Raw genomic sequence first — 12619 nt, 5'->3', positions numbered from 1 at the left:
CTGCCGTGCGATCTGTCGTGCGATTGCGCGCTTGACGCCCCTCCGATGATGGGCGCATGAGCCTGTATGACGAGGACCCGGTCACGTTCGCATTGCGGGTGGGAGTCGTCGTCCTCAGCCTGGGCGCTGTTGTACTCGGGGTGCGTGTGGCCGTGTCACGACGATTTCCCGCAGCCTGGGTTCGGCTTGCACGCCTGAAGCCGGGAGAGCGGTCCCAGCCCGTGCAGGTGGGCATGGCCCAGGCCATGATCGGTGCGGGCCTTCTGGTCCAGCAGGCACCGTTCTTCATCTCCATGCCCCTGGCGCTTGGACGGGCCCTGTTCGCGGCATCACTGCTGTTGCTGCTGACGGCGGCGGGGGCGTTTTCGCTGCTCCGTCGCTAGCTGCGCATGGTGATGTGCCGGGGCAGCCGTGCGGCATCACCGTGCGCCGCGAGGCGGCGGCCATCAGAGGCCAAGAGGGGTAAGTCACGGGCAACGCCGTTAGATGCCTGATGACAGCACACAGCAAGATCCCCACCTGCGTTTCCGCTGGTGGGGATCTCTGTAGCCCGGCGAAAGGCTATGTGGCCAGGGGCGGGGTCGAACCGCCGACCTTCCGATTTTCAGTCGGACGCTCGTACCAACTGAGCTACCTGGCCGTATCGCTCGGCTCATGCTACCCGTCAACCGGATGAACCGACGGCAGGTGACATGCTCCGATACGCAGAACGCCGCGCGAGGCGCGGCGTCAGCGCTGCGGTCCTGACGGGACTTGAACCCGCGACCTCCGCCTTGACAGGGCGGCGAGCACTCCAACTGCTCCACAGGACCTAGCTTGTGTTGCTCCGGCTTGCGCCGGTCGTGCCCCCAACGGGATTCGAACCCGTGCTACCGCCTTGAAAGGGCGGCGTCCTGGGCCGCTAGACGATGAGGGCGGCCCCGCCATCATTGCACATTCGCAACTTCAAGCGGACTTGCTCCCATCCGGCCCCGCCGGAGGCTTGGAAAGCATACGTGATGCCCGGTCGGTCGACAAAATCGGTATCGGCAGGGGCTTGGACCGGCGCATAACCGCAGGTCAAGGCCGTTTTAGTGGAGTCGGGTGATGCCGAAGCGTTGCTTCAGGTCGGCGATCAGGTGGGGGCAGGCGGCCAGCGTCGCGGCCCGGTCGCCGCCCCCGTCGTGCAGCAGCACGATGGCGCCGGGGCGGGTGGCGGCGTGGACTCGCTTGCCGATCGTGGCGGCGTTCGGCTTGTCCCAGTCCTGCGGGTCCACCGACCAGTGCAACGGGCGCATGCCGAGTTTCTTCGCCACTCCCAGCACCTCCGGCGTCCACCGGCCGCCCGGCTGCCGGTAGAAGGACACCTTCGCGCCGGGAGCCGCCGCCCGGATGGCCTTGTTGGTGCGGGCCAGGTCGGCCTGAATCTCGGCGACAGGTCGCCGGGCCAGGTCGAGGTCGTGCCGCCAGCTGTGGTTGCAGAGTTGGTGTCCCTCGCGGACGATCCGCCGGACCAGCTCCGGGTGGCGCTGCACTTCGCGACCGACGACGCAGAAGGTGGCGGTCACCTTGGCGGCCCGCAGTTGGTCGAGCACCTTGGGCGTCCAGGCCGGGTTGGGCCCGTCGTCGAAGGTCAAGGCGACCGGGCGTACGCCGGTGGTGCGCCGTAGGCCGGCCGGGAGCTTGTCCGGCAGCGGCCGCAGCGGAGGCTTCGGCGGCTTCGTGAGGGCGGGCTGCGGCGACGGGGTGGGTGACATGGTCGATTCCACCGGCAGCGGGGCGCCGGCGGGTGCGATGGTGCGGTCCGGCTGGGCACAGCCGGACAGGACCATCGCCATGGCGAGGACGGACGCCATGGCGGCGCGGGCTTGCATCTGCTCGCTCCCGGGGGGGTCGGGGTAGGCGGACGCCCCGACGCTAGTTCACGCCGTCAGCGGGCGACAGTGCGATCAGTCACCCGTCGACTGTTCCAGGGAGTCGCGGACCGCGACGGCGAGCGAGACCGCCTCGGCCAGGTCGACCGGTCGCACCACCCCGGCGGGCAGCGTGTCGGCTCGCCAGCCGGGGCCGGCGGCGAGCACCAGCAACGGGCGGCGGGGCGCCGCGAGCAGCGCGCTGAGCTGGGCCGGGTCGGCGGTGGCCCGGGTGTGCGACCAGAGCACCACGGCGGCCGGCCCGGTCCGGTTGACCGCCTCGACGAGGGCGGTCACGGGCACCCTGGCGCCGAGCATCCGGTAGCTGACCCCGGCCTCCGCGAGAGTGGCGGCCAATGCCTCCAGCGGCAGGGTGTGCTGCTCCTCGTCTGCGCAGGAGAGCAGGATCCGGGCCGGCCCGGTGGGCACCTTGGCCCGACTGGCCGCTGAGAGAGCCTCCGACACGCAGCGGGACACCAGGTGTTCCACCTCGATCAGGCCGGCGGTGGCGGCGTGGCGTTCGCCGATGCCGGCGAGTACCGGGCGGAGCAGGCCCTCCCAGGTGGCCACGACCCCGCCAGCAGCCAGGGCGTGCGCGATCGTCTCGCTGATCGCCGCCGCGTCCAGCCGCATGGCTGCCCGGGCCAGCCCGCGGGCTGCCGGGCCGGCGCGACCCACCGGGATGGTTCCGCCACCGTCGCGGCCGGGTGGGAGGGCCCGCCTCCCGGCGACGGTGTCGGTGGGCATCGGATCCGGAGCCTGGCGCGCCCAGCGGGCGGCCTCGGCGGGGCTCACGCCCTCGGCCGTGAGCCGCCGCATGATCTCGAGGCGGGCCAGGTCGGTCGGCGTGTACCGGCGGTGGTGACCGGGGATGTGCTCGCTGGGCCCAAGCCCGTAGCGCTGGTGCCAGGTGCGCAGGGTCGTCACCGCGACCCCCAGCCGGCGTGCGACCGCGCCCGCGCTCAGCGCCTCATCGGCCACCCGACCGCTCCGCCGTGTCATCGGCCGACGATCCGGTCGGGGTCACGGCCCGGCGGGATGCGCCGGACATCGGCCCCGAGGGGCGCAGCAGCCGGTTCACCACCCCGCCCAGCCAGGGCGCGTACGACCGGGGGTCGACGTCCAGTTCGGCCTCCAGCGCGGTGGGATCGGCCCACCGCAGCTCGGCCACCTCGTCCGGGTCCGGCAGTAGCGGCGCCGCGGGCAGGAACTCGCCTCGCAGCACGTGGTCGTACTCGAATTCGACCCGACCGGTGGCCGGGTCCTCGGCGTAGTACACGTAGACGCCGACCTCGGTCAGCTCGACCGGGCCCGCACCCAACTCCTCGCGCAGCCGACGGTTGGCCGCCTCGGCGAGCGACTCGCCTGGACGGGGGTGGCCGCAGCAGGAATTCGCCCAGCGCAGCGGGAACCGGGTCTTGACGGCGGCCCGCCGCTGGAGCAGCACCTGGCCGTCCGGGTCCACGAGCAGCACCGAGAAGGCCCGGTGCAGCTGCCCCGGGGGCTGGTGAGCGGCCGCGACGGTCGTCTCGCCGTAGGCCCTGCCGGTGTCGTCGACCAACTCGACGAGGTGCTCCTCGCGGCTGCTCATCGGCCTTCCCCAGTGATCCGGTTCGCCGCGAGCTTGCCGGAGATCAACACCATCGGTACGCCAACACCGGGCTGGGTCCCGGAGCCGACGAAGACCACGTTCGACAGGCCGCGGTGCAGGTTCGACGGCCGGAACGGACCGGTCTGGAAGAGGGTGTGGGCGGCGGCGAACGGAGTGCCGGCGGCCATCCCCTGCTCCTCCCACTCGGCGGGGGTGATCGTCCGCAGCACCTCGACCCCGGCACCGAAGCCGACGTAGCCGCGCTCCTCCAGGGTGCCGATCAGCTGGTCGCTGTAGCGCTGGGTCAGGTCGCCGCGCCACTCGAACGGGGCACGGTGCAGGTTGGGCACCGGGGCGAGCACGTAGTAGGTGTGCCGGTCCGGTGGGGCCACCGAGGGGTCGGTTCGGCTCGGGTTCGTGACCAGCAGCGACGGGTCGCTCATCAACTCGCCCCGCCGGATGACCTCATCGAAGGTGCCCTTCCAGGCGCGGCCGAAATGGATGTTGTGATGGGCGATCTTTGCATATGGCTGTCGGGAGCCGACGTGCAGAACGACGCAGGACGGCGAGTAGGTGAGCCGGCGCTGAGAATCGTTGGGGAGCAGGTCCCGGTAGGCGATCGGCAGGTCGGGGTTGAGCACCACCACGTCCGCCGGCACCAGTTCGCCGTCGGCGGTGAGTACACCGGTGGCTCGGCCGTTCGCGGTCTCCACCCGGGTCACCGTGGTGTCGTACCGGATCTGCACGCCGTGCTTCTCGGCCGCGCCGGCCATCGCCTTGGACACCGCGTGGATGCCGCCGCGCGGGAAGTAGACCCCGGCCACCGAGTCGATGTATGCGATGACCGCGTAGATGGCCAGCGCGTCGTGCGGCGCGAGGCCGGCGTACATCGCCTGGAAGGAGAAGATCCGCTGGGTACGGGGGTCCCGGAAGAACTGGTTGATCTTCGTCTGGAGGCGGCGGAAGGCCCCGCCGGTGAGCAGTTTGAGCAGGTTGCCGGTGATCAGGTCGGTCGGCGCGTCCAGGTTGCGCTCGATGAAGTCGGCCCGCTCCAGGCGCCACAGCTCCCGCGCGTAGTCGACGAAGCGCAGGTAGCCGTCGGCCTCGCGTGGCCCGCAGACCCGGGAGATCTCGGCCGCCATCCGAGTGGTGTCGGTGAGCACGTCGAGGGTCGAGCCGTCCGGGTAGTACGCCCGGTAGGCAGGGTCGAGCGGGGTCAGGTCGAGCCAGTCGTGCAACTCCTCACCGACCGCGCCGAGCGCCTCGGCGATCAGATCGGGCATGGTGAGCACGGTCGGGCCGGTGTCGAACTCGTAGCCGTCCACGGCGAGCCGGCCGGCTCGCCCGCCGGGCACCGGCTCGCGCTCCAGCACGGTCACCTGTCGGCCGCTGCCCGCCAGGTGCAGCGCGCAGGCGAGCCCGCCCAGCCCGGCCCCGACGACAACCACCCGGTCCGTCCGTCCTGTCACCGTCCGCACGTGACCACCTCCTTGAAAAAGTCGTTCATCAGGCCCGCCGGTTGGTAGCGGCAGTGGCCAGCCCGGTCAGCGCGGTCCGCGCCGTCCGGTCCACGGGTGCGGCGTCGAGCGCGGCCAGCGCGTCGCCCACCCGCTCGGCGATCATCCGCTCCACCCTGGTCACCGCGCCGGTCTCGGCGACCAGTTCGGCGAACCGGTCGACCGGCCCGTCGCCGGCCAGCTCCAACGCTCTGAGCTGGGCAGGCGTGGCCAGCTCCCGGGCCACCATGAGCAGCGTGGTCGGCTTGCCGGTGCGGAGGTCGTCACCGGCCGGCTTGCCGGTGGTGGCCGGGTCGCCGTACACGCCGAGCAGGTCGTCGCGGAGCTGGAACGCCTCGCCGACGGCCAGGCCATAGCGGGTGTACGCGGAGACCAGCGAATCGTCGGCGGGCACCCCGGCCAGGCAGGCGCCCATGAGCATCGGCCGCTGGACGGTGTAGCTGGCGGTCTTGTAGCGGGCCACCCGCAGCGCCCGGTCGACCGACCAGCTGGCCGGGTCGTTCTCGCCGAGCACGTCGAGATACTGCCCGGCGACCGTCTCCACCCGCATCTGGTCGTAGCAGCGGCGGACCTCGAACAGTCGGGCCGGCGGCACCGCGGCGTGGGCCAGCAACCGGTCGGCCCAGACCAGGCAGAGGTCGCCGATGAGCACGGCGACAGCCTCGCCGAACCGGTCGGGATCACCCCGGTGGCCTGCGGCGATGTGCTGTTCGGCGAGCGCGATGTGCGCGGTGGGCCGGCCGCGGCGGGTGGTGGAGGCGTCCATCACGTCGTCGTGCACCAGCGCGAAGGCGTGCAGCAACTCCAGCGCTGCCAGCGCGGGCAGCACGGGCGGCAGGGCCTCGGTGCCGCCGACCGCCCCGCGCCAACCCCAGTAGGCGAACGTGGGCCGGATCCGCTTGCCGCCGGCCAGGACGGCCTCCCGCGCGGCGGCGGCGAAGCCGCCCATCGCGGCGTCCATCTCGCTGAGGGAGTCGACCTCGGCGGTGAGGAAGGTGGTCAGGGTGTCGTCGACCGCCGTGATCAGGTCATGGGTGTACGCGGCCAGCACGGCGCGGACCGGATCGTCCCTGTCGCCCGGCCCTGTCGGCGCTACACGGGTCGCATTGCCCGCAACTGCGTCGTTGGCCATGCGACTGAGCGTACCCTAGGCTACGAGTTGCGTCGATTGCTGCGTCGATAAATGAGGAGGGGCCGGTGGACACTGATCTCACCGCTGCCTATGACCGGTGCCGTGAGCTGCACCGACGTCATGGCCGCACCTACTATCTCGCCACCCGACTGCTTCCCGCTTGGAAACGGCGACATGTGCACGCCCTCTACGGGTTCACCCGGTACGCCGACGAAATCGTCGACCGCACCGAGGACCTGCCGCCCGCCGAGCGGGCCGCCCGCCTCGACGACTGGGCCAGCCAGTTCGTGGCCGGCCTGCACGGTGCGCCCGTCGACGACCCGCTGCTGCCGGCCGTGCTGCACACGATCGCCGTCTTCGATCTCGACCGGGACGACTTTGCGTCGTTTCTGAAGAGCATGGCGATGGACCTGACCGTCACCGCGTACCCGACCTACGACCACCTGCTCGACTACATGGAGGGCTCGGCGGCGGTCATCGGCACCATGATGCTGCCGATCCTGGGCAGCTCCGACTCGGCTGCGGCACGGGAGCCGGCGCGGCAGCTCGGCTTCGCCTTCCAACTCACCAACTTCATCCGGGACGTCGCCGAGGACCTCGACCGGGGCCGCACCTACCTGCCGGACGAGGACATGGCGAAGTTCGGGGTCACCCGCGACGAACTGGCCGAGGCACGCGCCCGGGGGCGCGGTACGCCCCGGATCCGCGAGCTGATCGAGTACGAGGTGACCCGTGCCCAGGCGCACTATGCCGCCGCCGCGCCGGGTGTCACCATGCTGGCGCCGGCCTCGCAGGCCTGCATGCGCACCGCGTACGCGCTCTATGGCGGCATCCTCGACGAGGTGGCCGCGCAGGGCTACGACGTCTTCGCCCGGCGGGCGCTGGTGCCGCAGCGGCGACGGATGGCGGTGGCCGCACGGGCCCTGCTCAGCTCGACCGGTACGCCGGTCACGATCCCCGGGCCGACGGCCCACCCGGCGGGCCGGTGACCGCGAGCACCGCGATCGTCCTTCTCACCCGCGACCTGCGGGTGCACGACCACCCGGCGCTGGCCACCACCTGTGCCGCCTTCGACCGGGTGGTGCCGTTGTATGTGCTCGACCCGGAGCTGGCCGGTCTGTCGGCCAACCGCACACGGTTCCTGCACCAGGCCCTCGCTGACCTGCGCGCCGAGCTGCGTGACCGCGGTGGAGACCTGGTGGTGCGACGCGGCGACCCGGTGGCCGAGACGATTCGGCTGGCCGACGAGGTCGGCGCCACCGCCGTCGCGCTCTCCGCCGATGTCAGCCGTTACGCCCGCCGGCGGGAGCGGCGACTGCGCGCCGAGTGCGAGCGGCACCGCCTGCATCTGCGACTGTTTCCCGGGCTCACCGTGGTGGAGCCGGGCGCGTTGCGGCCCGGTGGCGGCGGTGACCACTACCGGGTGTTCAGCCCGTACCACCGGGCCTGGGCGGCAAACCGGTGGCGCGAGGAGCTTGCCGCGCCGCGCCGGGTGGCGCTGCCCGACGGCGTGAGCGCGGGCCAACTGCCGGCGCTGCCGACCGGGGACTCGCCGGACGCGGCGGTCGGCGGCGAGCGGGTCGCCCGGCAGCGGCTCACCGACTGGCTGCCCGACCTGGGCCGGTACGACGACCAGCACGACGACATGGCCGGCGACGACACCTCCCGGCTCAGCCCGTACCTGCGCTTCGGCTGCGTGTCCCCGCTGGCGGTGGCCAACCGTGCCGGCGACCGGTCCGGGCCGTTCGTCCGGCAGCTCTGCTGGCGGGACTTCTACTACCAGGTCACCGCCGCATTCCCGGAGATCTCGACGTCGGCGTACCGGCGGGGCGTCACCGAGCAGTGGCGCTACGACGATGATGCCTTGGCGGCCTGGACGGAGGGGCGTACCGGGATGCCGATCGTCGACGCGGGGATGCGGCAGATGCGGGCGCAGGGCTGGATGCACAACCGGGCCCGGCTGATCACCGCCGGCTACCTGAGCAAGCACCTCGGGCAGGACTGGCGGCCCGGGGTGGCGGTGTTCTTCCGGTGGCTGCTGGACGGGGACGTGGCGAACAACTCCGGCAACTGGCAGTGGGTCGCCGGCACCGGCAACGACACCAAGCCCTACCGGGGGTTCAACCCCGTCCGGCAGGCCGAACGGTACGACCCGGCCGGCGACTACGTACGCCGGTGGGTGCCGGAGCTGGCGGGGGTGCAGGGCAGGGCGGTGCACCAACCGTGGCGACTGCCGGACCAACTCCGCGGCACCCTGGACTATCCACCGCCGCTCTCCGTGCCGGGCACCGACCCGGTCTGGTTGCGCTGAAAGCCCTTCCGTCAGAGGCAGGAGTGCAGCGCCTCGGCCAGCTCATCGACCCGATCGTGCTCGGCCAGTCGGGCGGTGGCGTACGCGAAGGTGTAGCCGCGCTCCGGGTCGGCCCACGCACTGCTGCCGCCGAGGCCACCCATACCCCAACTGCCGTCCGGCTCCCACTGCATGCCCAGCGTCCACCGGGCCGTGCGGTCCAACACCAGGTCCGGCCCGTCGTACTGGACCCGGGTCGCCTCCGCCACCAACTCCGGGCTGAACAGCCGGACGCCGTCCAGGACACCACCGGCGAGCAGACCGGCGTAGAGCCGGGCCAGGCCGGACGCGGTGGCGTGCAGGTTGACCGCCGGCATCTCGACGCCCCGCCAGAGCGCACTGTTCAGCACGGCGAGATCCTGACCACCGGCCGGATTGCCCATCGCCCGTGCCCGTAGTGAGCCCGGCTCGCCGAGCGCCCGGGTCGGCCAATCCGGGTCGCCGTACCGCAGATCCGCGCAGCGCCGCTGGTCCGCCTCGGCCAGCCCGAAGCCGAGGTCCAGCCGCCAGGGACCGGCGATCTCGTCGGCCAGGAACCGGCCCACCGACCGCCCGTCGACCCGGCGGAGCAGCTCGCCCACCAGGTGCCCGTACGTCCAGGCGTGCTCCCCGGCCACCGAGCCCGGCGCCCACTCGGGGTCGGCGGCGGCCAGGTCGCCGGTGAGCAGCGTCCAGTCGGCGATCGCGGTGGCCGGCCGGGGCACCGGGAAGGTCGGAAGCCCTGCGGTGTGCGACAACACCTGACGCACGGTGGCGGGGGTGCGGAACTCCGGCCAGTACCGGTCGACGGGCGCGTCGAGGTCGACCTTCTCCCGGTCGACGAGCGTCAACAGGCAGAGCGCGGCCACCGGCTTGCCGACCGAGTAGACGTTGGCCAGCGTCTCCGGCAGCCACGGGTCGCCGCTTGACCCGTCACTGGTCCGGGAGCCGCCGACCAGGTCGACGACGGGCTGCCCGTCGTACCAGATGGACAGGCTGGCACCGGTCTCCCGGCCGGAGGCGAGCAGGTCGTGGAAGCAGTCCCGGACCGGGGCGAAGCGTGGGTGCATCCCGCCACGGTAGGCGGGCCGGCCCGGTGAGCGCGCCGACTTTTCTCCGGCCCTGGTGGTCGGGGCGGTGGCGCTGGGGGATGCTGTTCGAGTGGCGGAGCCGGAGCTGGTGGATGTGGTCGTGGTCGGGCTGGGCGTCGGCGGCGAGGAGGTGGCCGGGCGACTCGCCGAGGCCGGCCTGAGCGTCGTCGGCATCGAACGGGACCTGGTCGGCGGGGAGTGCCCGTACTGGGGCTGCATCCCGAGCAAGATGATGATCAGGGCGGCCAACGCGCTCGCCGAGGCCCGCCGGGTGAATGGGCTGGCCGGGACGGCGCAGGTCCAGCCGGACTGGGCGCCGGTGGCGAAGCGGATCCGCGAGGAGGCCACCGACACCTGGGACGACACGGCCGCGGTGGAGCGGTTCACCGGCAAGGGCGGCCGGTTCGTCCGGGGCAGCGGCCGGCTCGACGGCCCGGGCCGGGTCCGCGTCGGTGACCAGGTGTTCCAGGCCCGGCACGGAATCGTGCTGGGCACCGGCACCCGTCCGTCGGTGCCCCCGATCGACGGCTTGGCTGACACTCCGTACTGGACCAACCATCAGGCGATCGAGGTCGAGGAGCTGCCGGAGTCGCTGCTGGTGCTCGGCGGCGGCGCGATCGGCCTGGAGCTGGCGCAGGTCTTCGCCCGCTTCGGGGTCCGGGTCACCGTGGTGGAGGCGCTGGACCGGGTGCTGGCCGTCGAGGAACCGGAAGCGTCCGAGGTCGCCGCCGCGGCGCTGCGCGCCGACGGAGTGCAGATTCACACCGGGGTACGCGCCGAGCGGGTCGAGCACGACGGAACCCGGTTCACCCTGCGCGGTGGCGAAGGGGCGCAGTTCACTGCCGACCGGCTGCTGGTGGTGACCGGGCGCAAGGCTCACCTGGACGAGTTGGGGTTGGACACGATCGGCCTGGACGCCAGCCAGCGTTACCTGCCGGTCGACGACCGGTTGCACGTCTCCGGCGACGTCTGGGCCGTCGGTGACGTGACGGGCGAAGGCGCTTTCACCCACATCGCGATGTACCAGGCGGGGATCGTGGTGGCCGACATACTGGCCCGCGCCCGGCAGGCCAAAGCGGGGGCGGACGCCAGCGGGACCTCCAGCGTGGTCGGCGGCGCGATGGGAGCGTCCAGCTCGCTGGCCGCCAGCGGGTCGAGCGGGTCGGCCGGCACCGTCCCGCGTGCCGACTATCGCGCGCTGCCCCGGGTGACCTTCACCGATCCCGAGGTTGGCGCGGTCGGGCTCACCGAGCGGCAGGCCCGCGACCGCGGCATCAACGTGCAGGTCGGTTTCACCAAACTCGGCAGCTCGACCCGGGGCTGGATCCACCAGGTCGGCGACGAGGGTTTCATCAAGCTCATCGCGGACGCTGACCAAGGCGTGCTGATCGGCGCAACCTCGGTCGGCCCGGCCGGCGGTGAGGTGCTCTCCGGGCTGGTGGTGGCGGTGCACGCGGCGGTGCCACTGAGCCAACTTCGGCACATGATCTACGCCTACCCGACCTTCCACCGGGCCATCGAGGACGCGCTGCACAACCTGTCCTGACGGCCGCGCTGGTTCACCGCCGGCATCACTTTCCACAGCGCGCCCGTGCCTCGCGCCCGTGCCTCGCCCGCGCCCTGAGATGCGTTATGACTGGCAGGCATGTTTATGCCTCACAGTCATAACGCTCAACGGGGTGACCAGGCTCCATCCGGAGAAGCATGCTCTCGTCGACCGGCGACCACGTGTCGGAATGTCGGGCGGTGGGCAGAATGCGGCAGCGACCAAGCAGATGATCGGCAGTTTGCTGTTCATTTCTTTCAGTGTGGTGACGTAGGATTGCGACCGTGACCAAGCGGTTGACTGAAGTTGCCAAGAAGGCGGGCGTCAGCGAGGCCACCGTCAGCCGGGTGCTCAACGGCCGTGACGGAGTCTCCGAGTCGACCCGGACCGCCGTGCTGACCGCGCTGGACGTGCTCGGTTACGAGCGGCCGACCAAACTGCGCGGCGAACGCGCCCGGCTGGTCGGGCTGGTGTTGCCAGAGTTGCAGAACCCGATCTTCCCGGCGCTGGCCGAGGTCGTCACCGGGACACTCGCCCAACGTGGCTACACCCCGGCTCTCTGTGCCCGGACCATCGGTGGTGTGTCCGAAATGGACTACGTGGAGATGCTCCTCGACCACCAGGTCTCCGGGGTGATCTTCGCTGGTGGCTCGTATGCGCTCGCCGACGCCCGGCACGATCACTACCGGCGGCTGACCGATCGGGGTCTTCCGGTCGTGCTGGTCAACGCGGGTGTGGACGAATTGGGTTTTCCCCGGGTCTCCACGGACGACGCGGTGGCGGTGGAGCAGGCGTACGGGCATCTGCGCTCACTCGGGCACGAACGGATCGGGATGGTGCTCGGCCCGGAGGGGCATGTGCCGTCCCGGCGCAAGCTGAACGCGATGATCCAGGCCGCGGGCTGGGGCGATGACGACGTTGAGTACGTCGAACGTTCCAGCTTCTCCATGGAAGGGGCGCGGGTAGCCGCGACCAAGCTGGTGGAGCGTGGCGTGACCGGCATCATCTGTGCCAGCGACGTACTGGCGCTGGGCACGATCCGTGCGGCCCGGCGGCTGGGTCGCTCGGTGCCGACCGACGTGTCGGTGGTGGGCTTCGACGACTCCGCGTTCATGACGTGTACCGATCCGCCGTTGACCACGGTGCGGCAGCCGATCGAGACGATGGGGCAGGCGGCCGTGGACCTGCTGGTCACCCAGATCGAAGGTGCCGGCGTGCTGCACGACGAGTTGCTGTTCGAGCCCGAGTTGGTGGTACGCGGCTCGACCGCACCCGCTCCCCGCCGCTAAGGACCACGCCAAACGACGCTTCGGCCGTCGACCGCTTCTCGCGGTCGGCGGCCGTTTTCGTCGTTGCTCACAACGAGCGGCATCGACCTGAATGACTGACCGACCATAAGGGATCAAACAGCAATAATCCGGGCTGCTTTCACAGTCTTGCCAGCATCTGCCGTAATCACGTCGTGTCCTTTCGGAACAGGGTCGATACCTTGCCGAAATGAGTCCTCCTCGCTACAGTGAC

General features: G+C 71.4%; 11 protein-coding genes and 3 tRNA genes. 5 read left to right on the top strand and 9 right to left on the bottom strand.

All coding sequences use genetic code 11. The annotated features are described in order from the left end of the window. Window positions 1-56 precede the first annotated feature (56 nt). Window positions 57-383, top strand: coding sequence for a hypothetical protein (locus ABZT18_RS16245; RefSeq protein WP_354992813.1), 327 nt, complete (start codon window positions 57-59; stop codon window positions 381-383). A gap of 183 nt (window positions 384-566) precedes the next feature. Here ABZT18_RS16245 and ABZT18_RS16240 read toward each other — a convergent pair. The 8 genes from ABZT18_RS16240 to ABZT18_RS16205 form a co-directional block, all read right to left on the bottom strand. After that, a tRNA-Phe gene (locus tag ABZT18_RS16240) sits at window positions 567-640 on the bottom strand. A 98-nt stretch (window positions 641-738) separates the two neighbouring features. Further along, window positions 739-812, bottom strand: a tRNA-Asp gene (locus ABZT18_RS16235). 31 nt (window positions 813-843) lie between these two features. Next, window positions 844-916: transfer RNA gene (locus ABZT18_RS16230), tRNA-Glu, on the bottom strand. A 154-nt stretch (window positions 917-1070) separates the two neighbouring features. Continuing rightward, on the bottom strand, window positions 1071-1853 hold the full coding sequence (locus ABZT18_RS16225; RefSeq protein ID WP_354992812.1) for a polysaccharide deacetylase family protein: 783 nt from the start codon (window positions 1851-1853) through the stop codon (window positions 1071-1073). Between the two features lie 75 nt (window positions 1854-1928). Then, window positions 1929-2873, bottom strand: a complete 945-nt coding sequence (locus ABZT18_RS16220) for a MerR family transcriptional regulator (RefSeq protein ID WP_354993122.1) — start codon at window positions 2871-2873, stop codon at window positions 1929-1931. Further along, window positions 2863-3483, bottom strand: coding sequence for an isopentenyl-diphosphate Delta-isomerase (gene idi / locus ABZT18_RS16215; RefSeq protein ID WP_354992811.1), 621 nt, complete (start codon window positions 3481-3483; stop codon window positions 2863-2865). The genes ABZT18_RS16220 and idi overlap by 11 nt, the downstream gene beginning before the upstream one ends. Further along, window positions 3480-4961 carry a phytoene desaturase family protein gene (gene crtI, locus ABZT18_RS16210; RefSeq protein WP_354992810.1) on the bottom strand — a complete coding sequence of 494 codons (1482 nt, stop codon included), beginning with the start codon at window positions 4959-4961 and terminating at the stop codon, window positions 3480-3482. The genes idi and crtI overlap by 4 nt, the downstream gene beginning before the upstream one ends. A gap of 28 nt (window positions 4962-4989) precedes the next feature. Continuing rightward, window positions 4990-6132: a polyprenyl synthetase family protein gene (locus ABZT18_RS16205; protein ID WP_354992809.1), complete on the bottom strand. Its 1143-nt coding sequence runs from the start codon at window positions 6130-6132 to the stop codon at window positions 4990-4992. A gap of 65 nt (window positions 6133-6197) precedes the next feature. Between ABZT18_RS16205 and ABZT18_RS16200 the strand changes: the two genes are divergently transcribed. Next, window positions 6198-7121 (top strand): phytoene/squalene synthase family protein, encoded by a 924-nt coding sequence (locus ABZT18_RS16200; protein ID WP_354992808.1) that lies wholly within the window; start codon window positions 6198-6200, stop codon window positions 7119-7121. Beyond that, window positions 7118-8443 (top strand): deoxyribodipyrimidine photo-lyase, encoded by a 1326-nt coding sequence (locus ABZT18_RS16195; protein WP_354992807.1) that lies wholly within the window; start codon window positions 7118-7120, stop codon window positions 8441-8443. The genes ABZT18_RS16200 and ABZT18_RS16195 overlap by 4 nt, the downstream gene beginning before the upstream one ends. An 11-nt stretch (window positions 8444-8454) precedes the next feature. Here the strand turns inward: ABZT18_RS16195 and ABZT18_RS16190 are convergent, their stop codons facing one another. Continuing rightward, a complete protein-coding gene (locus tag ABZT18_RS16190) occupies window positions 8455-9531 on the bottom strand; it encodes a serine hydrolase domain-containing protein (protein WP_354992806.1) in 1077 nt (358 codons plus the stop codon). A 91-nt stretch (window positions 9532-9622) separates the two neighbouring features. Between ABZT18_RS16190 and ABZT18_RS16185 the strand changes: the two genes are divergently transcribed. Together ABZT18_RS16185 and ABZT18_RS16180 are read left to right on the top strand one after the other, a co-directional pair. Next, entirely contained in the window at window positions 9623-11098 is a 1476-nt protein-coding gene (locus ABZT18_RS16185) for an NAD(P)/FAD-dependent oxidoreductase (protein WP_354992805.1), read from the top strand. A 284-nt stretch (window positions 11099-11382) separates the two neighbouring features. Continuing rightward, window positions 11383-12387: a LacI family DNA-binding transcriptional regulator gene (locus ABZT18_RS16180; protein WP_354992804.1), complete on the top strand. Its 1005-nt coding sequence runs from the start codon at window positions 11383-11385 to the stop codon at window positions 12385-12387. Window positions 12388-12619 lie beyond the last annotated feature (232 nt).

The sequence above is a fragment of the Micromonospora sp. NPDC005291 genome (assembly GCF_040607415.1).
Lineage (GTDB): Bacteria > Actinomycetota > Actinomycetes > Mycobacteriales > Micromonosporaceae > Micromonospora.
This window is presented reverse-complemented; position numbering and strand designations above follow the sequence as displayed.